Raw genomic sequence first — 21861 nt, 5'->3', positions numbered from 1 at the left:
CGGCCGGTTGGGCGGCCGAGGGCGAGCGGACGGGTCCGCGGCGCGGATCAGGCGAGCTCGATCATCCGGCGCACACCGGCTGGACGGCGAGTCAGCGTGAAGTGTGTTCGCGGGAGCGCGGTTTCGTGCGGTCGTTGCGCGCCGCGTTGGCCTTGTCGATTCCGCCCCTGTGGAGCAATCGCGTGCTTCCCGCGCTCGAACTGCCGATACGGGGGCGGACCGTGGCGAATGTCGTGTTCGCCGCCGGGTACGCCGGTGTCTTCGGCGGGCGTCCGAAGTGGCTGTCGGCCACTGGGTTTCGCTGGGGGATCGGTGGGGCAGCGCTGGTGTTCGCCGGTTACGGTGTGGCGCTGTCGATTCCGGCATTGCGGCGGCTGCCGTTGGAAGTGGCCGAGCGGGTGCCGGAGACATCCACGCTGGAGTGGATCGCGCTGCACATCCCCGTCGGCACGGTGCTGGCCGAGGAGGCGGTCTTCCGGGGCACCCTCGATCCGCTGCTCGACGACGCGCTGGGCCCGGTCGCGCCGGTGGCCGGTGCCATCGACTTCGGCCTCTGGCACATCGAACCAGCCCGCGCGGCAGGTGACCCCGTGGCGGTGACTGTCGCGGCGACCACCCTCGCCGGGCTGGGTTTCGGCTGGCTGCGGCGCCGATCCGGCAGCGCCACCGCGCCCGCGCTGGTGCACTTGGCGATCAACGCCGGAGGTGCGCTGGCTCCCATCGCGGCGCGGTGGATCGCGGCGCGCAGACCGTAGCGCGCGTGCCCGGCGTTCCCGATTCGGTGGCCATCCACCGTGCTCGAAGGAACTCGGCTGCCGAGCGAGAAGGCGAGGCGGTGGTCGGCGGAGCGGCCGGTGCGATTCGGCGGTGCGGCGCGGGTCAGGCGGTGGCGACGAAGTCGGCTACCGCGTCGGTGAAGGCGTCGTTGTCGTCGCCCGCGGCGGTGTGGGCGGCGGAGCTGATCTCGGCCAGGCGGGCGTGCGGGGCCAGGGCCAAGAAGGCGGCGGTGCCCTCGTCGCTGACGACATCGGACTTGCCGCCGCGCACCAGCAGGACGGGGATGGTGAGGGCCTCGGCGGCGGCCTCCATCTCGGCGATGCGGGCGTCGGTGTCGAGGTCGCCGTCGCCGATCATGTCCGGGTCCCAATGCCAGTACCAGCGGCCCTCGCGCTGACGCAGATTGCGCAGCAAGCCGTCGGCGTTCTCGGGGCGGGGACGGTGCGGCATGTAGGCGGCGACGGCGTCGGCCACCTGCTCGAGGGTGTCGAAGCCGTCGCGGTGCTTGCCGAGGAAGTCCATCACCCGCTCCACGCCCGCCGACTCCGCGCGCGGCACCACATCGACCAGCACCAGCGCGCGAATGGCGGCCCCGGCCGGGTCGGCGGTGGCGAGCAGGCCGGTGATCCCGCCCATGCTGGCCCCGACCACCACGGCACCCGCCGACGCCGTCGCGCCGAGCTGGGTGAGCACGGTGTGCAGGTCGGCGACCATGGCGGTGCGCGAGTAGTCGCGATCCGGCGACCAATCGCTGTCCCCGTGCCCGCGCGCGTCCACCGCGACCACCCGCATCCCGGCCGCCGCCAGCGCGCGCCCCGTCCGCTTCCAGGAATGCCGGGTCTGCCCGCCGCCGTGCAGCATCACGACCAGCGGCCCGTCGGCGGGGCCGAAGCTGTCGGCGGCGAGGGTCAGCCCGTCACTGCTGCTGCGCAGCCGCAACGTCGTCGGTTCCGGATCGATCACACCCATGGGACGAATGTACGACTTCTTCCCGGGCAGGCGCCTAGCCGGTCACGATTTCCCAGTTCAGGAGCTCGGTCTCGGGTGTGGGCGTGCCGTCCCACGGGTGCTGCCGGAACGCCGGGTCGCGCACGGCGGTGGCGCCGGGATTGTGCGGGCACACGCAGGCGACCGTCAGCGCGGCGGTGCGTCCACCGAGCTCGTGGTCGGCGAGGTCGTGGGCCAGGGCGGTGGCGACCAGTCGCAGGTCGTCGATGCCCGCCGTTCCGGGCAGGCAGAGGTCGAGCGACAGGTCGACCAGTCCGGGTGCCTGCGGGGAGAACGCCAGCTGGCCACCGGCCACCCGGACATCGGCCGGGAGCGGGGTGGCGGCGAGGAAGCGCGCGAGGTCGGGGCCCGCGATGGTCTGGGGTCCGGTCGGCTGCTTGCCCGCGCAGGCGGCGACCAGCGGAGACGGCTCGGGCGGGGTCGTGTCGTCGGGGGCCTGGCAGGCAGTGGCCATGGCGCAGAGCGCGATCAGGGCGGGCGCACTTCGCATGGCTACCACTCTATTCCGCGGGTGGTGCGATGCGGCCCGGGCGACGGGTGGGGAGGGGGATACGGGCGAGGTCGTGGGCCAGGACGGCGTCGGGGAAGTCCGCTTGTTCGAGGAAAAGGGGGTCGTGGGATTCGGTGTAGCGCTCGGAGAAGTGGGTCAGGACAAGGGTTTTCACTCCTGCGGCGCGGGCTACCTCGCCTGCCTGGCGGGCGGTGAGGTGGCCGCGGTCGGCGGCCTGTTCGGTTTCGGTGTCGAGGAAGGTGGACTCGATGACGAGCATGTCGACACCCTCGGCGAGCGCGAAGACGTTGTCGCACAGGCCGGTATCCATCACGAAGGCGACCTTCTGGCCGGGCTTGGGGGTCGTGCATTCGGCGAGCAGGTCGCCCGAGAGCTCGCGGACCGCCGCGCCGGTGATGCCGTGTTCGCGCAGCTTCTCGGGCAGGTAGGCGCGGCTGTCCGGCTCGGCGAGGCGGTAGCCGTAGGTGGGGATGCTGTGGGCCAGGGGCAGGGCGGTGATGGTGAAACCGTTGCCCGGCAAGGTTTCCCGTGCGCCGCTCACCGGGTGCTCCACGATCGAGGGCGCGTCGTGGTAGCTGGTCGCGTGTTTCAGGCGGGCCCAGTATTCGGCGCCCTCGGCGGGGAACACGGCGTGCACGTCGTGCGGGACCCGGTCGCGGCCCAAGCGCTGCACGATGCCGGGGACGCCCAGGGAATGGTCGCCGTGGAAATGGGTGACGCACAGCCAGCGCAGCTCGGTCGCCGAGGCGCCCGCCAGCGACATCTGCCGCTGGACACCCTCACCGGGATCGAACAGGATGCCCTGCCCGTCCCAGCGCAACAGGTATCCGTTGTGATTGCGGCGGCGCGTGGGGACGGCCGCCGCCGTGCCCAGCACGAGCAGCTCCCGGGTCGACATCGCCCCATCCTTCCGGCTGCGCGACGCGCACGCCACGCCGCTACCGGGTGAACAACCGCAGGGACTCGTCGACGACCGCGGCGCGGGTGCGGCCGTCGGGGTCGGCGTCGGGGCGCAGCCAGATGGAGGCGTGGTTGAGGATGCCGTGCAGGCAGTGCAGGGCCACCGCGGGATCGGGGCAGTCGAACTCGCCCGCCGCGACGCCCTCGTCGACCACCTCGCGGAAGAGGCGGTCGTGGCGGCGGCGCATGGTCTTGATCGCCTCGTTGTGCTCCTCCGGCCAGGGCGCCGGGAACGAGAACAGGGTGCCCACCTCGGGATAGAGCACCGTGAGCACCCGCAGTTGCTCGCCGATCAGGCCGCGCAGGCGCTCGGTGGCGGACTGCCCGGCGGCGGCGTCGAGGGCGGCGGTGAGCTGGACGAGGACATCGGTGGTGAGCTTCTCCAGCGCGGCCGAGACCAGCGCGTCCTTGCTCGGGAAGTAGTGGTACAGCGTGGCTTTGGCGATATCGCAGCGCTCGGCGACGTCTTCGAAGCGCATGCCCTGGTACCCACCCGCGGACAGGATCTGCAGCGCGGTCTCGATCATCTCCGCCTTGCGGCGGTCGCGGCGCCGTGCCGCACGGCCGGGAGACGCGACGGCGTCGTCCGTAGTCATCGGCCGATCATAGCCAGGTGGGTCATCCGGCCGACCTTTCGGAAGATCTGCCGACTTGTGGGATCAAAACTCGACCCGTAGGTTGATAAACGTGACGGATACACAGGCGACCAGCTATTTCCATCGCGTCGGCCCGCATCGTTTCGCGCCGACCGTCCACGCCGGTGGCGCGTGGAACCCCGACGAGCAGCACTTCAGCCCCGTCGGCGGCCTCATCGCGCACGAGATCCAGCAGGCCAGGGCCGGGCGTCCCGCGCTGGCGCTGAGCCGGATCAGCTTCGACATCCTTGGCAAGATCGGCTTCGAGGAATTCGACGTCGACGTGCGGATCGTCCGCCCCGGCCGCACCATCGAGCTGGTCGAGGCGACCGTCACTATCGGCGGGCGCGCGGTGGTCAGCGCCCGCGCCTGGTTCCTGAGCGAGCAGGACACCGCCGCCGTCGCGGGCGGCGAACCCGACCGCCTACCCGCCCCCGACTCCCTCGCCTCCTGGCCGCTGACCTCGACCTGGACCGGCGGCTACATCGCCTCCCTGGACGCCCGCCCCGTCGGCACCCCCCAGCCCGGCCGCACCACCGCCTGGATCGCCACCCCGATCGACCTGATCGCCGACGAACCCGCCGACCCCGTCGCCGCCTTCCTCGCCCTGGTCGACACCGCCAACGGCATCGCCGTCCGCCAGGAACCCACCAAGTGGATGTTCCCCAACCTCGACCTCACCATCCACCTCTACCGCCGCCCCGACCCCGCCTGGACCGGCCTGGACACCACCGTCACCTTCGGCCACACCGGCCAGGGCCTGACCAGCACCGTCCTGCACGACACCCGAGGCCCGGTCGGCGTGGCCCAGCAGACCCTCACCGTCCGCCCACTGGACTGATGGCGGTGGCCCGTCCGGCATTCGTCGTCGGTGCCGGTCGGTAGCGTTTCGGCCATGGCTGGACGGAATGCGGTGGATCCCGCACAGGTGCGGGCCGCGGTGCTCGTAGTGGAGGAGTGGTTGCGGGACGACCGGGTGGCGGTGCCGGGGCGGAGTGCCTTGGGGGCGGCGGTGAAGGGGACGGCGCGGGCGTTGGCGGGGAGTGCGCCGGGACATTCGGTGGAGGTGCGGGTGCCGCCGTTCGTGGCCGTGCAGTGTGTCGCGGGGCCACGGCACACGCGGGGGACGCCACCGAATGTGGTGGAGACCGATCCGCGTACCTGGTTGTTGCTGGCTACCGGGTTACTGGAGTTCGAGGCCGCCGTCGACTCCGGTGCGCTGTCGGTTTCCGGTCTGCGAGCGCGCGAAATCGCCGACTGGCTGCCGATCGTGCCGATCAAGCCAAAGTGAAGCCGCATTGCTGTTTTGCTGCTTGACTGTATAGCGGCAGCGGAGGACCCTGGGGGTATGGGCACATTCCGGGGTTACGCGGCTATTCAGGGGCGGGGGACGGTCGCGCTCCCGGCCGAGTTGCGCAAGAAGTACCGGCTGGACGAGCCAGGCGCGCAACTGGAGATCACCGAGCGCGCCGACGGTGTCATCGAGCTGCGGCCGACTTTGCCTGTTCCCGTCGACGAGATGTGGTTCTGGGAGCCAGGACATCAATCCGCCGAGCGTGCGGCCGAAGCCGATGTCGAGGCAGGGCGGCACACGACCTTCGACGATGCCGAGGCACTGCTCGCGCATCTGGACTCACTCGCCGCGGGTCCCGCCGAGGCGGTGGAGTGAAATACCGGACGCTCGCGTCGTTCGACCGGGACTTTCAGCGGTTGCCCGCCGCGCATCAGCGAATGTTCCAACAGGCTCTCCGGTCGCATTTCCTGCCTGCCATCGACGCCGGGGCGTTCAGCGGCACGCCCGGCTGGCCGCGGCGCCTGCGGGTGCACCGGCTCAGCAACTCCGAGGTCTACTCGTTGACCTGGAACTTCGCCTCTCCGGACGGCCGTGCGACCTTTCACTTGGAGAAGACAGACGACGGCGAGCCACTACTGGTGTGGCGTCGGGTCGGTGACCATGGAATATACGACCGGCCGTAATCAGGCCGCGGTTTTCTTCTTGTTGACCAGGTTCTCGCGGTGGAGGCCCTTGTAGTCGTAGTACTTGGTGATCGCGACGCCGCCGACCAGCGCGATCAGCAGCCCGAGTAGCGACATCCAGATCCCGCGGCCCAGACCGGCGGCGTAATCGGATTCGAAGTACAGGATCGAGCGCATGCCCAGGTAGACCTGGTGCATCGGCTCGAACTCGGCGAGCCAGGCGATATAGGTGGGGGTCGCCTGGATCGGGACGGTGCCGCTGGAGGACGGCAGGCCGAGGATGACGAACACGGCCAGGTTGATCAGCAGGCCCGCGGTGCCGAAGGCGGCCAGCGAGGCCATGCAGGTCAGGCCCACCGCGATCAGCGCCAGGATCGAGAACAGCACCAGCTGCACCGGCTGGTCCCCGGCCACGCCCAGGATCTTCGCCACCAGCAGATAGAGCAGCGAGATCACCACCGCCACCACGCACATCACGCCCCACTTGATCAGCAGGGTGTGGAAGCGGGAGATCGGCGTCGGCGGATAGTGCACGTACCAGGGGCCGTACTCGGTGGGCTGGAAGCCCAGTTGCGCGTCGACCATGGTGTGCACGACCATCGCGCCGACCACGCCCGCCATCAGGATCAGCAGCGCGTAGAAGAAGGCCGTCAGGCCGAGGCCCGCGCCGTCGCGCAGTGGCCGCCACTCCTGCTCGACCACGTGGACGGGCTGGGACAGGGTGATCTGGGCGGCGCCGGAGATCTCCGGCGCGGGCGCGCCTGCCGGGCTCGCGGCGAGGGTGTCGCGCACGCGGGTGGTCAGCTGGTCGCCGACCTGCTTGTTCACCTCGGCCATCGCCTGCCCGCCGATGCGGTTGACGATGCCCGCGGAGTACGGGCCCATCCCGGGATTGGTCTGCACGGTGATGATCGGGCGCTCGATCTCGCCGCCGACCACGCTGCCGACCCCGAGAATGCCCAGCCGTTTGCTGAAGTCGCTGGGGATGATGATGGCGCCGTAGATCTGCGCGGTGCGCATCAGCCGCTCGGACTCGCTGATCCCGACCACCCGCAGATCGACCTGGTCGGCGGGCATCCCGGCCACCAGCGCGTCGGCCACCTGCTTGCCGAAGTTCACCTGCTCGGTGCCGTCGCCGGTGTCGATGGTGTCACCGACATCCTGGTTGACCAGCGCGATCGGGAAATCGTGCAGATTCCCCTCCGGATCGGAGATGTAGGCCAGATACATCACACCGAGCAGCGACAACACGACCGCGAGGACCACCGTGGGCGCCAGCACCATCCGGGCCCACCGTCGCGGTGGGAGCCGGACTGTGTCCAACGTCGCTTCCCCCCGGGGCGACGAATCGGAATCCTTCGGCACCGACGCGGTGTTGTCCGGGGGAGACGCTGGGGAATCAGCTGGTTCGTGCGCACTGTCATCGGTGGTCACGATCGGCACCGTAACAGCTGTTCCGCCGGAATTCGGGCGATCACCACCCTCGATTGCGCCGGGTTTGCGCCGTGGTGCACGTCGACGCCCGAATCACCCGTAGAATGACGGGTGCCCCCAGCCCGCCCGAACAGGGAGCACACGGTGACCGACGCCGATCGCACGATCGACAGCACATCCACACTTCCGGACGAGCCCGAGAACGAGCCCCGCGAGGAGTGTGGCGTCTTCGGCGTCTGGGCTCCCGACGAGGACGTCGCCAAGCTCACCTATTACGGCCTCTACGCGCTGCAGCATCGCGGCCAGGAGGCGGCCGGTATCGCCGTCTCCGACGGCTCGCAGATCCTGGTGTTCAAGGACCTCGGCCTGGTCTCCCAGGTGTTCGACGAGCAGACCCTGGGCGCCATGCCGGGGCACATCGCCGTCGGGCACTGTCGCTACTCCACCACCGGTGGGGTCACCTGGGAGAACGCGCAGCCGATCTTCCGCACCACCGCCGTCGGTTCCGGCCTGGCGCTGGGCCACAACGGCAACCTGGTCAACACCGCCGAATTGGCCGGTCGCGCACGCGAACTGGGCCTGATCGGCGCGGGCGTGATCAACGGCCGCCCGCAGATGACCGGGGCGACCTCCGATTCCGATATCGTCACCGCGCTGCTGGCGCACGCCGCCGCCGACTCGAGCATCGAGCAGGCCGCGATGGAGCTGCTGCCGCAACTGCGCGGCGCGTTCTGCCTCACCTTCATGGACGAGCACACCCTCTACGCCGCGCGCGACCCGCACGGTGTGCGCCCGCTGGTGCTGGGCAGGCTCGACCGCGGCTGGGTGGTGGCCTCCGAGACCGCCGCGCTCGACATCGTCGGCGCCGCCTTCGTCCGCGAGATCGAGCCCGGTGAGCTGCTGGCCATCGACGCCGACGGCGTGCGGTCCATGCGCTTCGCCAACCCCGAGCCCAAGGGTTGCGTGTTCGAGTACGTCTACCTGGCCCGCCCCGACACCACCATCGCCGGGCGTTCGGTGCACTCCACCCGCGTGGAGATCGGCCGCAAACTGGCCAAGGAGAACCCGATCGACGCCGATCTGGTGATCCCGGTGCCCGAGTCGGGCACCCCCGCCGCGGTCGGGTACGCGCAGGGTTCGGGCATTCCCTACGGCCAGGGCCTGATGAAGAACGCCTACGTGGGCCGCACCTTCATCCAGCCCAGCCAGACCATCCGTCAGCTGGGTATCCGGCTCAAGCTCAACCCGCTGCGCGAGGTCATCCGCGGCAAGCGGCTGATCGTGGTCGACGACTCGATCGTGCGCGGCAACACCCAGCGCGCGCTGATCCGCATGCTGCGCGAGGCAGGCGCGCTGGAGATCCATGTGCGCATCGCCTCGCCGCCGGTGAAGTGGCCGTGTTTCTACGGCATCGACTTCGCCTCGCGCGCGGAGCTGATCGCCAACGGCACCGGCGCCGACGACAGCTACGACGACATGGTGGAGAACGTGCGCCGCTCGATCGGCGCGGACAGCCTCGGCTACATCAGCACCGAGGGCATGATCGCCGCCACCGAGCAGCCCGCCTCGCGCCTGTGCACCGCCTGCTTCACCGGCGAGTACCCGATCCCGCTGCCGCAGGAGGCCGCGATCGGCAAGAACGTGCTGGAGGGGATGCTCTCCGGGCAGCCCGAGGCGCGGTTGCTGGGCGAGAACATCAACGCCGACGCGTTGAGCCGCCCGTAGGTTTCCGTCCGCCCGGAGCCGCACGTCAGCTGGACAGGCGGATCACTTAGAGTTACTAGGCATCTATCCGCCGATTCGGTTTGGAGCTTTCCCCCACAATGACTGAACAGACCCCCAGCGGTGCCGGCGCTTCCTACGCCGCGGCCGGCGTGGACATCGAAGCCGGTGACCGCGCCGTCGAGTTGTTCGGACCATTGGCGAAGAAGGCCAGCCGACCCGAGGTGCAGGGTGGGCTCGGCGGCTTCGCCGGCCTGTTCGCCCTCAAGGGCGGATACCGCGAGCCGCTGCTGGCCGCGTCCACCGACGGCGTCGGCACCAAGATCGCCGTCGCGCAGGCGCTGGACAAGCACGACACCGTCGGCCTCGACCTGGTCGCCATGGTCGTCGACGACCTGGTGGTCTGTGGCGCCGAGCCGCTGTTCCTGCAGGACTACATCGCCATCGGCAAGGTCGTCCCGGAGAAGGTCGCCGAGCTGGTCTCCGGCATCGCCGAGGGCTGCATCAAGGCCGGTTGCGCGCTGCTCGGTGGCGAGACCGCCGAGCACCCGGGCCTGATGGACCCGGACGACTACGACCTGTCCGCCACCGGCGTCGGCGTCGTGGAGGCCGACTCGGTGCTGGGCCCCGACCGGGTGCGCCCGGGCGATGTCGTCATCGCGATGGGTTCCTCGGGCCTGCACTCCAACGGCTACAGCCTGGCCCGCAAGGTGCTGCTCGACATCGACCGCATGTCGCTGACCGGCTACGTCGAGGAATTCGGCCGCACCCTCGGTGAGGAACTGCTCGAGCCCACCCGCATCTACGCCAAGGACTGCCTTGCGCTGATCGCCGAGACCGACGTGCGCACCTTCTCGCACGTCACCGGTGGTGGCCTCGCCGCCAACCTGGCGCGTGTGCTGCCCGCCGGGCTGGTCGCCGAGCTGGACCGCGGCACCTGGAACCCCGCGCCGGTGTTCAAGATGATCGCCCAGCGCGGCCGCGTCGAGCGCGTCGAGATGGAGAAGACGTTCAACATGGGCGTCGGCATGGTCGCGATCGTGGCCCCCGAGGACGCCGACCGCGCGCTGGCGGTGCTCACCGCCCGCCACATCGACTGCTGGACCCTGGGCCAGGTCAAGAAGGCCGCCGACGCCGACGCGCCGCGCGCCTTCCTGCTGGGTGACCACCCGCGCTTCTGACATCCCGCTACGCAGTGAGCCGGGTCGCGTTCATCGCGACCCGGCTCACCGCGTTTGCGGGGTTTGTGCTGACGCGGGAGCGGCTATCCCGTATGGGAAGGGGAAGGTGCCCGTCGGCTCGGGAAGGTCGGGGTCTCGAGGCGGCGAACACGACGAGCGTCCTGTGTGTGCACAGGACGCTCGTCGTCTATTCGGATGTTCGCCGTACTGCTGCGAGCCCGACGCACGCTGAGTGACAACGGCTGAAGGGGGAGGCCGCGCGTGGCCTCCCCCTTCACCGACGTTCGGTCAGCGGCGCCAGCTGTCGTAGTCGTCGTCCTCGTTGTTCCAACGGGACGCCGACTCGTCTGCGTCGTGCTCATCGGAGATCACTCCGCCGCTCCTCGGTGGTGAGAGCGGAGTGCTATCCGACAGCTCGCGCTGAAGGCTCGCGAAGTCGGTCGGCGCGGAGCTGTACTTGAGCTCACGTGCGACTTTGGTCTGCTTTGCCTTAGCCCGGCCACGGCCCATGGCTGACCCCCTCGCGTCACTGCGGGGCGGCCTGGGGTTTGTTGGCGGCCCCGTTCGAATTAATACTCTTCCTGACAGACACTTTAGCGTGTGTTAGACGGTCGCGCTCCCAGGAGTGGGTGAAGAACTCCCGAACCGCGACCGTTTGCCCCTTCTTCGCCGAGTCCGCCCGGTCTCAGAGCACCCCCGGAATCGCGCGGATCACACCGACTCTGGCGTCGCCACCGGTGACGGCGGTGGCGGCGAGGTCGGTGTGCGCATCGGTCCAGTCGACGCCGAGGCGGCGCAGAATCGCCAGCGTCAGCGGCATCCTGGCCCGGTCGTGGCCGTCGTCGATCTTGTAGGCGAAGGCGCGTCCGTCGGGGAGCGCGCCCGCGTGCACGCCGTCGGCACCGATCTTGCAGAAGAGTCCGGGGGTGCTCGACATGGCCAGCAGGTCGGGGCCGTTGGTGCCCGAAATCACTCGCGGATTCGCCCGCACGGCATCGGCGATCCGGCGCGGCGCTGTGCCGGGTTCGGCCGTGGTGAAGCCGGCGAAGGCGCGGGCCAGATTGATCAGCGAGACGGGCACGATCGGCAGGCCGCAGCCATCGATGCCCAGGTCGGTCTCGGGTTCGCCGGTGACGTCGGCGATAGTGGCGAGAACGGCCTGCTGCAGGGGGTGCTCGACGTCGAGATATCCGGTGCGGGGCCAGTCGTTGATCAGGCAGGTGGCCAGCATCGCCGCGTGTTTGCCCGAACAGTTCATATACAGCGGGCTCGGGCCGGAGCCGGTGCGGGCCAGCGCGCGGGCCTGCTCCTCGAAGGGGAGGTCGGGTGGGCAGGCCAGGTCGGCCTCGGTGTGGCCGAAACGCTCGAGCAGGCGGCGCACCAGCGCGATGTGGTCGGGCTCGCCGAAGTGCGAGGCGGTGGTGATGGCGAGTTCGGCGTCGTCGACCGGGTCGAAGCCGTTGCGCAGCAGGGTCAGCGCCTGCATGGGCTTGTTGGTCGAGCGCGGGAAGATCGGGCCGTGGACCTCGCCGAGCTCGAGGGTGGGGGTGCCGTCGGGATCGAGCACCACGACCGACCCGCGATGCACGCACTCGCGGAAACCGGAACGGACGACCTCGACCAGTTCGACGCTCATCGAGCCTCCTGTGCGACGGAGTTCGCGGCCTCGCCCGCGGGCGCGAGAGTGCGCCGGGAGCGGAGGTGCCGGTCGATCTGCATGTGGACATCGGCGGAGATAGTGGGTTCCTCGGCGCGCAGGCGCTCCAGCCGCGCGTGGTCGGCACCGGTGAACAGGTCGCGCACGGTGATGCCGTGTTCGGGCACGTGTACGACGCGGACTTCGTCGCCCGCGCCGATGCTGCCCTCGGTGAGCACCCGGAAGTAGCACCCGGTATCGGACTGGAGGGTGAAGCGCTTGACCCAGCGCGGCTCGCCGGACCACTGGCCGAACGCCGAGCACGGGACGCGCGGCCCGCTGACCTCGAGCAGGGTGTCGCCGATCGCCCAGTGCGAGCCGAGCACCGCGTCGCTGACCGGCAACCCGCTCAGCCGCAGATTCTCGCCGAACCAGCCCGGGGGCAGGGTGCGGTCGAGTTCGCCGCCCCAGCGGTCCGCGTCGGCGTCGGAATAGGCGTAGACGGCCTGGTCGATACCGCCGTGGTGCTCGACATCGCAGACGTGGTCGCCCGCGAGCCCGAGCGCGCGGACCGGGACGCGACCCTCGACCGGTCGCTTGTCGATCGCGGAGCGCCCGACCCGGGTGCGCACCTCGATCTCGGCGTGCACCACACACACGGCCTCGACCCGGCCGGTGTCACCGACGCGCAGCGCGGGACCCGGCTGACCCGCCGTCGCGAGCTCGCTATCGCGTCGGGTCTGGTCCTGCGCCGACCGCGCGATCCCGGCAGACGCCTCGCTGGGCGGGGATTCCCGATTCGCCGTGCGACCAGCCGTCGCAGGCTCGTCGCCGGAGCGGCCCGGGTTGGCGCGGCCGGGCGCTGGGTCGTCGCCGGAGCGGCCGATGACGGGGCGGCCGGGCGTCGGCTCGTCGTCGAGCTCGGGTTCGTCGATCATCGCCCGCGCAGACGGTCGACGGCGGCGCGGCCTGCCTGCACGCCGTCGTCGGCGGGGACGGAGTCGGGGTCGATGGCGGCGGCCATGGTGCCCGCGACCAGTTCGGTGCCCGCGGGGACCGAGCGCTTCACCAGGGCCAGGGCGATCGGGCCGAGTTCGTAGTGGTCGATGACGGTGCCCAGGCGGCCGACCGTGCGCCCACCCGCGGTCACGTCGTCGCCGGGGGCGGGGCGTTCGTCGGCCGAGCCGTCCAGGTGCAGCAGCAGCAGGTTGCGCGGCGGCTTGCCGAGGTTGTGCACCCGGGCGACGGTCTCCTGGCCGCGATAGCAGCCCTTGTTCAGGTGGACGGCGCCCCGCTCGTCGATGCCGCCGATCCAGCGGGCCTCGTGCGGGATGGTGCGCTCGTCGGTGTCCAGGCCGATGCGCGGGCGCAGGGCGGCCACCCGCAGCGCCTCGTAGGCCCACATGCCCGCGGGCGCCGCCCCGGCGGCGGTGAGCTTGCTCCACCAGTCGCCGAGGGACGCGCGCGGCACGATCAGGTCGAAGGCGTGCTCGCCCGGCCACGGCATCCGGCGCAGGAAGCCACCGCCGGGCAGCGCGACGGCCTCGTAGACCCCGGGCAGCGCCTCGATGCCCAGGGTGGGCAGCAGGGTGTCCACCTGGGGGCCCAACAGGCTCAGCACGGCGTGCTCGGGGGCCGCGGCGGGTTTGGCGTCGGCCCAGAAGACCATCTTCCGCAGGAACGACAGCAGCTCGGCGCCGCGCTCGGCCTCGGTGTCGAGCCAGACGGTGCCGTCGAGGTCGGTGAGCACGAAGTGGTGCTGGACGCGGCCGTTGAGGTCGAGATCCAGGTTCTCGGCGCTGTGCCCGTCGGGCAGGGCGGCGATGTGCTGGCTGGTGATGGTGTGCAGCCAGCTCAGGCGCTCGGCGCCGGTGATGGTGGCCACACTGCGATGGGACCGGTCGACGACCGCGACCTTGCGCGCGGCGGCCTTCTGCTCGCCGAACGGATCGCCGTAATGCCAGGCGACCGCGGCGTCGGGGGAGCCCGGTGCGCCCGCGACGGCACCCGGAGTATGGAGAACAGGACTGGGGGCGACGACCTGCGACACAACACCCACTGTAGGCGCGTGCACCGACACGCGCCGCAGGCGGGCGGTGCGACAGGCTGATCCGAAGGGCCGTTTCGGGGCAGCCATAGGCATAACGGACCGATAACGCCTACGCTCGGCACATGGGAGAACGGGTACTTGTGACACTCGACGGCGCGTTCGCTGATGCGAATGCGCCGTTGCTTTATGCCGACGACATCGGAGCACTGCGGGGAGACGGAGTTTTCGAAACGATTCTGGTGCGCAACGGCACCGCCATGGCGCTGGAATACCACCTCGCCAGACTGCGCCGCTCCGCGCAGGCACTGGAACTGCCGGAGCCGGGACTGACGAAATGGCGCTCGGCCGTCAAGCTCGCGGTCAAGGAGTGGGGTGACGAGGAAGAGGGGATGCTGCGGCTGGTCTACTCGCGCGGTCGCGACTCGGAATTCGACGCGCCGCGCTCGGAACTGGTGCCCGAGGATCCCAAGCCCACCGCGTACGTGCTCGTCTCCCCGGTCCCCGATCGTGTCGCGACCGCCCGCGCCGAAGGCGTGAAGGTGATGTCGCTGGCCAGGGGCATCTCGATCGATCTCGCGCAGGCCGCGCCCTGGCAGCTGCTCGGCGCGAAGACGCTGTCCTACGCGACGAACATGGCCGCGCTGCGGTTCGCCCGCCGGATGGGTGCCGAGGACGTGATCTTCCACAGCACCGAACACCGTGTGCTGGAAGGCCCGCGGTCCACGGTGGTGATCGCCCGCGACAAGCAGCTCATCACTCCGCCCGCGAAAAACGGTGTGCTGCCGGGGGTTACGCAGCGCTCGCTGTTCGCGGCGGCGGAGAAGGCGGGCTGGGAGTGCAAGTACCAGTCGCTGTTCACCGCTGATCTGTTCGACTGCGACAGCATCTGGCTACTGTCGAGCATCACCCTGGCCGCGCGGGTGAATCAGCTGGACGGCGTGCGCATGTCGGCGCCGGACAACGCGCAGGAGATCATCGACCTGGTGGACCAGGGCATCGAACGACCGGGTGCCATCGGCGACTGGTGAGCCGTGTGAGGGGCACGGGTGGGCGTGCCCCTGCGGGGTTTCGGCGTGGTGTCCGTCGTCACCCTTGATCAGCGGCGTCCTCCGCGTAACATCTACTACAAGTCGTCGTAGTGGAAGCTGGAGGTCGGATGGACACGCTCGATGTCTCCCGGTGGCAATTCGGGATCACGACCGTCTACCACTTCATCTTCGTTCCGCTGACCATCGGTCTGGCACCGCTGATCGCGATGATGCAGACCGCCTGGGTCGTTACCGGAAACGAACGCTGGTACCGGCTCACCAAGTTCTTCGGCAAACTCTTCCTGATCAACTTCGCCCTCGGCGTGGCCACCGGCATCGTGCAGGAATTCCAGTTCGGGATGAACTGGAGCGAATACTCCCGCTTCATCGGTGACATCTTCGGTGCCCCACTGGCTTTGGAAGCGCTCATCGCGTTCTTCATGGAGTCGACGTTCATCGGGTTGTGGATCTTCGGCTGGACCCGATTGCCGAAACTCGTTCACCTGGCGACGATCTGGATCGTCGCGCTCGGCGTGAACGCCTCCGCCTACTTCATCGTGGCCGCGAATTCGTTCATGCAGCATCCGGTCGGCGCGCGCTACAACCCGGAAACCGGACGCGCGGAACTGGAGAGCATCTTCGCGCTGCTCACCAACAACACGACGCTGGCCGCGTTCCCGCACGTCGTCGCCGGGGCCTTCCTCACCGCGGGCGTATTCGTCGCCGGGGTCGCGGGCTGGTGGATGGTGCGCAACGCGCGCAGTGGTGACGCCGCGAAACTCGAAGAGGCGCGCACGATGTGGCGTCCCGCCGCCCGGGCCTCGCTGGTGGTGGTCGTGCTCGCGGGGATCGCGCTGGTGTTCACCGGCGATATCCAGGGCAAGCTCATGTTCGAACAGCAGCCGATGAAGATGGCGTCGGCGGAATCGTTGTGTCACACCGAGACCGACCCCGACTTCTCGGTGCTCACCGTCGGCACACACAACAACTGCGACAGCGTGATCCACGTGCTGAAGGTGCCGTACGTGCTGCCGTACCTGGCCGAGGGCGAGTTCAGCGACGTCACGCTGGCCGGTGTGCAGGACCTCCAGCAGACCTACAACGTGAAATACGGCCCTGGTGACTACCGGCCCAACCTGTTCGTCACCTACTGGTCCTTCCGCGCCATGATCGGCCTGGCGGCCGGTGCCATGCTGCTGGTGTTCGCCGGATTCTGGGTGACGCGCGGTGGCCGCGTCCCCGATCAGCGGTGGTTCTCCTGGCTGAGCCTGCTCGCCATCCCCACCCCGTTCCTGGCCAACGCCGCGGGCTGGGTGTTCACCGAGATGGGGCGTCAGCCGTGGGCGGTGGTGCCCAATCCCACCGGCGATCCGAATATCCGGATGACGGTGCAGCAGGCGGTCTCCGAACACTCCGCCACCACCGTGCTGTTCTCACTGATCGTGTTCACCCTGCTCTACGGTGCGCTCGCGGTGGTGTGGTTCTACCTCATCCGCCGGTATGTGGTGGCCGGGCCGGACACCCCGAAACCCACGCCGGACACCCCGGACGAGCCGTCCGTCGAACAACTGTCCTTCGCCTACTAGGAGCCCGCCGTGAATCTGCAGGAATTCTGGTTCGTACTGATCGGCGTGCTGTTCACCGGCTACTTCGTGCTGGAGGGCTTCGACTTCGGCGTCGGCATGCTGATGCCGATCCTGGGCAAGGGCTCCGACACCCGCAGGCGTGTGGTGCTCAACACCATCGGCCCGGTGTGGGACGGTAACGAGGTGTGGCTGATCACCGCAGGCGGTGCGCTGTTCGCGGCCTTCCCCGAGTGGTACGCGAGCATGTTCTCCGGCTTCTATCTGGCGCTACTGCTGTTGCTGGTGGCGCTGATCCTGCGCGTGTGCGCGATCGAGTACCGCGGCAAGATCAACGACCCGAAGTGGCGCGAGTGGTGCGATATCGGCATCGGGATCGGGTCCTGGATTCCGGCGCTGGCCTGGGGCTGGGTCTTCGCGAACATGGTGCGCGGGGTTCCGCTGAACGAGCGCAAGCAGATCGTCGGCTCGGTCTGGGACCTGCTCAGCCCCTACGCGCTGCTCGGCGGCCTGGCCACGGCCATCCTGTTCGCCCTGCACGGCGCGGTGTTCCTGGTGCTCAAGACCGCCGGTGACGTGCGCGCCGACGCGCAGCGCGTCGCCCGGCTGCTGCTGGTGCCCGCCGCGGTGGTGGTCGGGGGGTTCGCGCTGTGGACCCAGCTCGCCTACGGCACCGGCTGGACCTGGGCGATGGTGGCCCTCGCGGTGGCCGGGTTCGTGCTGGCCGGTGCCGCCAACGCGGCCGGGCGCGACGGCTGGTCCTTCGTCGGCACCACGCTGACGGTGATCGCGGCGACGGTGCTCATCGTCGGTTCGATGTTCCCGAACGTGCTGCCCTCCACGATCGACCCGCTGTTCCACCTCACCGTCTACAACGCCTCCTCCACGCCCTACACCCTGAAGGTGATGAGCTGGGCGGCCCTGTTCGCGACCCCGGTGGTGCTGATCTACCAGGGCTGGACGTACTGGGTGTTCCGTCAGCGGATCCGGGTGGAGCAGATTCCGGCGCCGATCGGGCTGCCGTTCACCGGTAAGGACTGACCCCGGTGGGCCCGGTGGATCGCGATTCGGTCGACAAGGGGTCGACGGGCGGACGCGTGGTCGGCGAGCCGGGTGGGAGACCGCCGCGGTCGGTCGAGGATCGGCGCGGCGCGGGGCAGCGATCCGGTGGCCGTGCGGCGGGGTCTGCGCCGGTTGGTGCCGAGGCGGGTGAGCGGGTGTCGGGGCGCGTTGGTGCCGGGGCGGGTGAGCGGGTGCCCGGGCGCGTTGATGTCGGGGCGGGTGAGCCGGTGTCGGCGCGGCCGGATGGTGGGCGCAAGCCGATCGATCCACGGTTGTGGCGGTATGCGCGGTCGGCGCGGCCGCATCTGGTGATCGCGGTGGGGCTCGCGCTGGTGATCACGGGGTCGATCGTGGCTATGGCGCTGCTGCTCGGGCGGGTGCTCGCTGGGGTGATCACCGATCCGGCCAAGCGTGAATTCGCCTCGTGGACGACCGAATTGGTGCTGCTCGGAGTCGCGGTGGCGGTGCGGGCGGCGGCGAGCTGGTGGCAGGCGCGGCTGGCGCATCGGGCGGGCAGCACGGTGGTGGCGGAGCTGGAGAACGCCGTGCTGCGGGCCGGGGCCGAGTTGCCGCCGCGCGAGCTCGACGCGCGGCGCACCGAGATCGCGGTCGTGGTGGGCAATGGTCTCAGCGGCCTGCGCGGCTGGTTCACCGGCTACCTGCCCGCCCTGCTGCTGGCCTGCCTCGTCCCGCCGATCGTGCTGGTGGTCATCGCGTTCCACGACCCGACCTCCGCCCTGATCGCCGTGATCACCGTCCCGCTGATCCCGATCTTCATGATCCTCATCGGCCTGCTCACCCAGGGCCGCGCCGAAGCGACCCTCGCCGCCACCACCCGCCTCTCCGACCAGATCCTCGACCTGTTCGCCGGAATGCCGACCCTGCGCGCCCTGGGCCGCGAGGGCCCCACCGGCCCGACCATGGTGGATCAGGTCCGCGCCCTGGGCGATTCACTTCGCCAGCGCACCATGAAGGCCCTGCGCATCGCCTTCCTGTCCTCGATGGTGCTGGAAAGCCTCGCCACCCTGAGTGTCGCCCTGATCGCCGTCGCCATCGGCCTGCGCCTGGTCTACGGGGAGATGACGTTGTACGCCGGGCTGGTGGCACTGATCCTGGCGCCGGAGGTGTACTGGCCGCTGCGGGTGGTGGGGGAGAAGTTCCACGCGGCGCAGGACGGGATGGCGGCCGCTGAGAAGGCATTCGCGGTATTGGAACCGCACCCGGTGCCGGTCGGCGATGTGCGAGCGGGAAGGCGATGTCCCGCGCCGGGGTCTGCCGATCGAGACCGCGATGCGGCGTCGGACGCGATAGTCGGTGGTTCCGCCTCGAGGCATCAGGTCGACGAGCGACGCGGTGGCGATAGTCCCTCGGCTGCGGTGTGCGGGTCCGACGGCGCTTCCGATCCGCTGGCTCCGGTGACGCAGGCTGGCGCTGCGCTGGTCTCGGGCACTGCTGTTGCCGGTACGGCTCCGGTGCCGCGAACGGGCTCGGTGATCACCCTCGGTGGGTTGACGTTGGCCGCGCGGTCGGGTGCGGCGCCGGATCGGCTCGACGCCGAACTCGTGCCCGGCGTGGTGACCGTGCTGACCGGCCCCAACGGTTGCGGGAAATCGACCACGCTCCAGGCGATTCTGGGGCTGATCGAGGCCGATCGCGGGAGCGTGCTGGTCGACGGGGTGGACGTGCGTGCGCTCGATTCCGAGCGCTGGTGGGGGCGGATCGCGTGGTTGCCGCAGCGGCCGGTGCTGGTGCCGGGGACCTTGCGGGAGAACGTCGAGTTGCTCGGAGCCCAGGTCGATGACGGCGATGCGACTGGCACGGGTCGGCGATCCGGGAACTACCTTGCTCGCCTCGAACATGTCAGCGCTGCAACCGGTTTCGACGAAGTCCTCGATGAACTCCCGGACCGCTGGAACACCGTCGTCGGGCAGGGTGGCACCGGACTCTCCCTCGGCCAGCGCCAGCGCCTCGCACTCACCCGCGTCCTCGCCGCCGACCGCCCGATCCTGCTCCTCGACGAACCCACCGCCCACCTCGATACCGCCAGCGAACACCGCGTCCTCACCGCCCTCCGCGACATCGCCGCGCGCGGCGCGACCGTGGTGATCGTCGGCCACCGCCCCACCGTCCTGGCGGCCGCCGACGTCGTGGTGCGGGTGAACGCGGGCCCGGTCTCAGGCTTCGGTCCCGGTGAAAGTGGGTTGTCGTGAGTGGGCGTGGGGCGTTGGTGTCGGATGTTCGGGAGATGTGGGGACTGCTCGCGTTGTCGCCGTGGCGGGTCGCGGTGGCGGTCGCGTGGGGTGTGGTGGCGTTGGGGAGTGGGCTCGGGTTGGCCGCGCTGGCGGCGTGGCTGATCGCGCGGGCGTGGCAGATGCCGCCGGTGCTGGATCTCAGTGTGGTGGTGGTGGCGGTGCGGGCGCTCGGGATCTCACGGGGGTTGTGCCGGTATCTGGAACGTCTCGCGACGCACGATGTGGCGCTGCGGGCGATGACCTCGGCCCGCACCAGTGTCTATCGCACACTGGCCCATTCGGACATCTGGTGGTGGCGCGATCCCGACCGCGCCACGGGCGTCCTCAGCCACGTGTCGGGCCGGACCGTGTCCGGCGATGCGGTCGCAGGCCGGACGATCGGGCTGCCAGGAGCCGCCGAGCTGGGTCCGGCAGCCGATGACGCGGCTGGTCGGCGCGATGGTCGACCTGGGCGCGAGGGCAGTCGTGCGTCGCCGCATGCGGACATGTTCGGTGGTCAGGGTGGGGTGACTGCTGGGAGTGGGCGGGAATTGCGGCGTGGGGACGTGCTTGTTCGGGTGGGGGCCGATATCGATGATCTCGGGGCCGTGGTGGTGCGGGTGTTCGTGCCGGTGGCGGTCGCGGTGGTGTTGTCGGTGGCGGCCGTCGGGCTGATCGCGATCATCTCGCCGCTGGCGGCGGTGATTCTGGCTGTGGCGCTGGGTGTTTCGGGAGTGCTGGCGCCGTGGTTGTCGGCGGTGGCGGGGCGGGAGGCCGAGCGGGCGGTGCGGGCGGATCGTGGCGAGTTCACGGCCGAGGCCATGACGGTGCTCGATCACGCCGCCGAATTGCGGGTCGCGGGCCGGTTGGATGCCGCGCTCGAGCAGGCGGACAACGCCTCCCGGCGGGCGGTGGCGGCCGAGGACAAGGCTGCCTCGCACAGCGCCTGGGCGGCGGCGGCCACCCCGCTCTCGATCGGCGTCAGCACCCTCGGCGCCCTCCTCGTCGGCATCGCCGCCTACGGCCCCACCGGCGGCCTCCCCGGCGGCATGACCCCCATGGCCCTCACCATCCTGGTCCTGGTCCCCCTCTCGGCCTTCGAAGCCGTCGCCGCCCTCCCCACGGCGGCCACCACCCTCACCACCTCCCGCGCGGCACTCCACCGCCTCCAGAACGCCGAGCGCGGCACCACCACCGCTGGAGGCACTGCGGCCACCGGTACCGCCCATCCGGAGGTTGATCCCGTCGGATCAGCGGTTGACCTGCCGGAGGGGCGGCGGGTGGTGGTGGTCGGGCCCAGCGGGGCCGGGAAGACGACGTTGTTGATGGAATGGGCGGGGTTGTTCGATACACCGCGTGATGGGGTGACGTTCTTCGCCGAGGACGCGCACCTCTTCGGCACCTCACTGCTGGAGAATCTGCGGGTCGCGCGGGGTGATCTCACCGAGGAGGCGGCCGAGGAGGCGTTGGGCGCGGTCGGTCTCGGCGACTGGCTGGCGGGACTGCCGAAGGGCGTGCACACCACGCTCACGGGAGGAGCGGCGGCGGTCTCGGGTGGGCAGCGGCGGCGGATCCTGCTGGCGCGGGCCCTGGTCTCCCCGGCGCACACCCTGCTGCTCGACGAGCCGACCGAGCACCTCGACGCTGCCGAAGGCGAGCGTCTACTGCGCGACCTGCTCGACGCGGACAGCGACCTGGTGAGCCCGGAGCGCACGGTCGTCGTGGTCACCCACCAGCTCCCCGCCGGTCACCGCGCCGACGCCGTGGTGACGGTGACATCCACCGGCATCGTCCACATCGACCCGGCAGCCCACCGCAATGCCTGACCGAGATCGCGAATCCACCCAGGTCAGAGCGGCGATTTAATCAATTGCCGACCCCGCTGCACCCCGATAGATTCATCAGTACACAAGAGAGGAGGTGGTCTGAAGAATGTATGTTCAACGGATGCGTGAGGTGGCTGCCCGCTAGCAGCCCCACTGTGGGATCACCCCCAGCGGTGCGCTGAGAGCGAATCCCAAGCAGTCACCCGACCCCCGAGCCCCCGGCCCATCCGACCGGGTCGC

The 21861-nt window shown here is 70.1% G+C and carries 21 protein-coding genes; 12 read left to right on the top strand and 9 right to left on the bottom strand.

The window, feature by feature from the left end:
* Positions 1 to 182 precede the first annotated feature (182 nt).
* On the top strand, positions 183 to 755 hold the full coding sequence (locus WA675_RS21310) for a CPBP family intramembrane glutamic endopeptidase (RefSeq protein ID WP_336086486.1): 573 nt from the start codon (positions 183 to 185) through the stop codon (positions 753 to 755).
* 124 nt (positions 756 to 879) lie between these two features.
* Here the strand turns inward: WA675_RS21310 and WA675_RS21305 are convergent, their stop codons facing one another.
* From WA675_RS21305 to WA675_RS21290, 4 genes are read right to left on the bottom strand one after another with little or no spacing between them, the layout of a single operon-like run.
* Positions 880 to 1746 (bottom strand): alpha/beta fold hydrolase, encoded by an 867-nt coding sequence (locus WA675_RS21305; protein ID WP_336086484.1) that lies wholly within the window; start codon positions 1744 to 1746, stop codon positions 880 to 882.
* 34 nt (positions 1747 to 1780) lie between these two features.
* Entirely contained in the window at positions 1781 to 2275 is a 495-nt protein-coding gene (locus WA675_RS21300) for a hypothetical protein (protein ID WP_336086483.1), read from the bottom strand.
* Positions 2276 to 2285: 10 nt separating this feature from the next.
* Positions 2286 to 3194: a ribonuclease Z gene (locus tag WA675_RS21295; RefSeq protein ID WP_336086481.1), complete on the bottom strand. Its 909-nt coding sequence runs from the start codon at positions 3192 to 3194 to the stop codon at positions 2286 to 2288.
* 40 nt (positions 3195 to 3234) lie between these two features.
* Positions 3235 to 3852, bottom strand: coding sequence for a TetR/AcrR family transcriptional regulator (locus WA675_RS21290; protein ID WP_336086479.1), 618 nt, complete (start codon positions 3850 to 3852; stop codon positions 3235 to 3237).
* Between the two features lie 91 nt (positions 3853 to 3943).
* Here WA675_RS21290 and WA675_RS21285 point away from each other — a divergent pair, with 91 nt between their 5' ends.
* Genes WA675_RS21285 through WA675_RS21270 form a run of 4 tightly spaced genes read left to right on the top strand, consistent with a single transcriptional unit; the run spans position 3944 to position 5868 of the window.
* Positions 3944 to 4732: a thioesterase family protein gene (locus WA675_RS21285; protein ID WP_336086477.1), complete on the top strand. Its 789-nt coding sequence runs from the start codon at positions 3944 to 3946 to the stop codon at positions 4730 to 4732.
* 54 nt (positions 4733 to 4786) lie between these two features.
* On the top strand, positions 4787 to 5182 hold the full coding sequence (locus WA675_RS21280) for a sterol carrier family protein (protein ID WP_336086475.1): 396 nt from the start codon (positions 4787 to 4789) through the stop codon (positions 5180 to 5182).
* Positions 5183 to 5239: 57 nt separating this feature from the next.
* Positions 5240 to 5560 (top strand): AbrB/MazE/SpoVT family DNA-binding domain-containing protein, encoded by a 321-nt coding sequence (locus tag WA675_RS21275; RefSeq protein ID WP_336086473.1) that lies wholly within the window; start codon positions 5240 to 5242, stop codon positions 5558 to 5560.
* Complete coding sequence (locus WA675_RS21270) at positions 5557 to 5868, top strand: hypothetical protein (RefSeq protein ID WP_336086471.1); 312 nt, start codon at positions 5557 to 5559, stop codon at positions 5866 to 5868. The genes WA675_RS21275 and WA675_RS21270 overlap by 4 nt, the downstream gene beginning before the upstream one ends.
* On the opposite strand, the gene WA675_RS21265 is transcribed toward WA675_RS21270, so the two are convergent.
* On the bottom strand, positions 5869 to 7152 hold the full coding sequence (locus tag WA675_RS21265; RefSeq protein WP_336086469.1) for a YhgE/Pip domain-containing protein: 1284 nt from the start codon (positions 7150 to 7152) through the stop codon (positions 5869 to 5871).
* Positions 7153 to 7446: 294 nt separating this feature from the next.
* Between WA675_RS21265 and purF the strand changes: the two genes are divergently transcribed.
* Both purF and purM read left to right on the top strand, forming a co-directional pair.
* The gene (gene purF, locus WA675_RS21260) at positions 7447 to 9027 is read left to right on the top strand and encodes an amidophosphoribosyltransferase (RefSeq protein WP_336086467.1); all 1581 of its coding nucleotides are present in this window, start codon (positions 7447 to 7449) and stop codon (positions 9025 to 9027) included.
* A 98-nt stretch (positions 9028 to 9125) separates the two neighbouring features.
* Complete coding sequence (gene purM, locus WA675_RS21255) at positions 9126 to 10205, top strand: phosphoribosylformylglycinamidine cyclo-ligase (protein ID WP_336086465.1); 1080 nt, start codon at positions 9126 to 9128, stop codon at positions 10203 to 10205.
* Between the two features lie 288 nt (positions 10206 to 10493).
* Here purM and WA675_RS21250 read toward each other — a convergent pair whose 3' ends face one another.
* The 4 genes from WA675_RS21250 to ygfZ form a co-directional block, all read right to left on the bottom strand.
* Positions 10494 to 10715, bottom strand: coding sequence for a DUF3073 domain-containing protein (locus tag WA675_RS21250; RefSeq protein ID WP_278264730.1), 222 nt, complete (start codon positions 10713 to 10715; stop codon positions 10494 to 10496).
* 175 nt (positions 10716 to 10890) lie between these two features.
* Positions 10891 to 11841: an asparaginase gene (locus WA675_RS21245; RefSeq protein WP_336086462.1), complete on the bottom strand. Its 951-nt coding sequence runs from the start codon at positions 11839 to 11841 to the stop codon at positions 10891 to 10893.
* Positions 11838 to 12533 carry an MOSC domain-containing protein gene (locus tag WA675_RS21240; RefSeq protein WP_336086713.1) on the bottom strand — a complete coding sequence of 232 codons (696 nt, stop codon included), beginning with the start codon at positions 12531 to 12533 and terminating at the stop codon, positions 11838 to 11840. The genes WA675_RS21245 and WA675_RS21240 overlap by 4 nt, the downstream gene beginning before the upstream one ends.
* Positions 12534 to 12775: 242 nt before the next feature.
* Positions 12776 to 13891 carry a CAF17-like 4Fe-4S cluster assembly/insertion protein YgfZ gene (gene ygfZ, locus WA675_RS21235; protein WP_336086461.1) on the bottom strand — a complete coding sequence of 372 codons (1116 nt, stop codon included), beginning with the start codon at positions 13889 to 13891 and terminating at the stop codon, positions 12776 to 12778.
* A gap of 122 nt (positions 13892 to 14013) precedes the next feature.
* Between ygfZ and WA675_RS21230 the strand changes: the two genes are divergently transcribed.
* The 5 genes from WA675_RS21230 (at position 14014) to cydC (ending at position 21621) form a co-directional block, all read left to right on the top strand.
* Positions 14014 to 14919 (top strand): aminodeoxychorismate lyase, encoded by a 906-nt coding sequence (locus tag WA675_RS21230; RefSeq protein WP_336086459.1) that lies wholly within the window; start codon positions 14014 to 14016, stop codon positions 14917 to 14919.
* Positions 14920 to 15047: 128 nt separating this feature from the next.
* On the top strand, positions 15048 to 16505 hold the full coding sequence (locus WA675_RS21225) for a cytochrome ubiquinol oxidase subunit I (RefSeq protein WP_336086457.1): 1458 nt from the start codon (positions 15048 to 15050) through the stop codon (positions 16503 to 16505).
* A 9-nt stretch (positions 16506 to 16514) separates the two neighbouring features.
* On the top strand, positions 16515 to 17543 hold the full coding sequence (gene cydB / locus WA675_RS21220) for a cytochrome d ubiquinol oxidase subunit II (protein WP_336086455.1): 1029 nt from the start codon (positions 16515 to 16517) through the stop codon (positions 17541 to 17543).
* Positions 17544 to 17791: 248 nt separating this feature from the next.
* Positions 17792 to 19774: an ABC transporter ATP-binding protein/permease gene (locus WA675_RS21215; RefSeq protein WP_442945692.1), complete on the top strand. Its 1983-nt coding sequence runs from the start codon at positions 17792 to 17794 to the stop codon at positions 19772 to 19774.
* Between the two features lie 35 nt (positions 19775 to 19809).
* The gene (cydC, locus tag WA675_RS21210; RefSeq protein WP_336086712.1) at positions 19810 to 21621 is read left to right on the top strand and encodes a thiol reductant ABC exporter subunit CydC; all 1812 of its coding nucleotides are present in this window, start codon (positions 19810 to 19812) and stop codon (positions 21619 to 21621) included.
* Positions 21622 to 21861 lie beyond the last annotated feature (240 nt).

It is taken from the genome of Nocardia sp. SSK8, assembly GCF_037034205.1.
Taxonomy (GTDB): Bacteria; Actinomycetota; Actinomycetes; order Mycobacteriales; family Mycobacteriaceae; genus Nocardia.
Note: the sequence above shows the minus strand (reverse complement) of the source record. Positions and strands in the feature narration are given on the sequence as shown.

Bases quoted from the DNA above. Each gene is read 5' to 3' on its own strand.
- cydC (WP_336086712.1), top strand. From the start codon at position 19,810: ATGTGGGGACTGCTCGCGTTGTCGCCGTGGCGGGTCGCGGTGGCGGTC.
- WA675_RS21305 (WP_336086484.1), bottom strand. From the start codon at position 1,746: ATGGGTGTGATCGATCCGGAACCGACGACGTTGCGGCTGCGCAGCAGC.
- WA675_RS21280 (WP_336086475.1), top strand. From the start codon at position 4,787: ATGGCTGGACGGAATGCGGTGGATCCCGCACAGGTGCGGGCCGCGGTG.
- WA675_RS21250 (WP_278264730.1), bottom strand. From the start codon at position 10,715: ATGGGCCGTGGCCGGGCTAAGGCAAAGCAGACCAAAGTCGCACGTGAG.
- WA675_RS21295 (WP_336086481.1), bottom strand. From the start codon at position 3,194: ATGTCGACCCGGGAGCTGCTCGTGCTGGGCACGGCGGCGGCCGTCCCC.
- purM (WP_336086465.1), top strand. From the start codon at position 9,126: ATGACTGAACAGACCCCCAGCGGTGCCGGCGCTTCCTACGCCGCGGCC.
- WA675_RS21300 (WP_336086483.1), bottom strand. From the start codon at position 2,275: ATGCGAAGTGCGCCCGCCCTGATCGCGCTCTGCGCCATGGCCACTGCC.
- WA675_RS21275 (WP_336086473.1), top strand. From the start codon at position 5,240: ATGGGCACATTCCGGGGTTACGCGGCTATTCAGGGGCGGGGGACGGTC.
- WA675_RS21230 (WP_336086459.1), top strand. From the start codon at position 14,014: ATGGGAGAACGGGTACTTGTGACACTCGACGGCGCGTTCGCTGATGCG.
- WA675_RS21265 (WP_336086469.1), bottom strand. From the start codon at position 7,152: ATGGTGCTGGCGCCCACGGTGGTCCTCGCGGTCGTGTTGTCGCTGCTC.
- WA675_RS21245 (WP_336086462.1), bottom strand. From the start codon at position 11,841: ATGAGCGTCGAACTGGTCGAGGTCGTCCGTTCCGGTTTCCGCGAGTGC.
- WA675_RS21225 (WP_336086457.1), top strand. From the start codon at position 15,048: ATGGACACGCTCGATGTCTCCCGGTGGCAATTCGGGATCACGACCGTC.
- WA675_RS21290 (WP_336086479.1), bottom strand. From the start codon at position 3,852: ATGACTACGGACGACGCCGTCGCGTCTCCCGGCCGTGCGGCACGGCGC.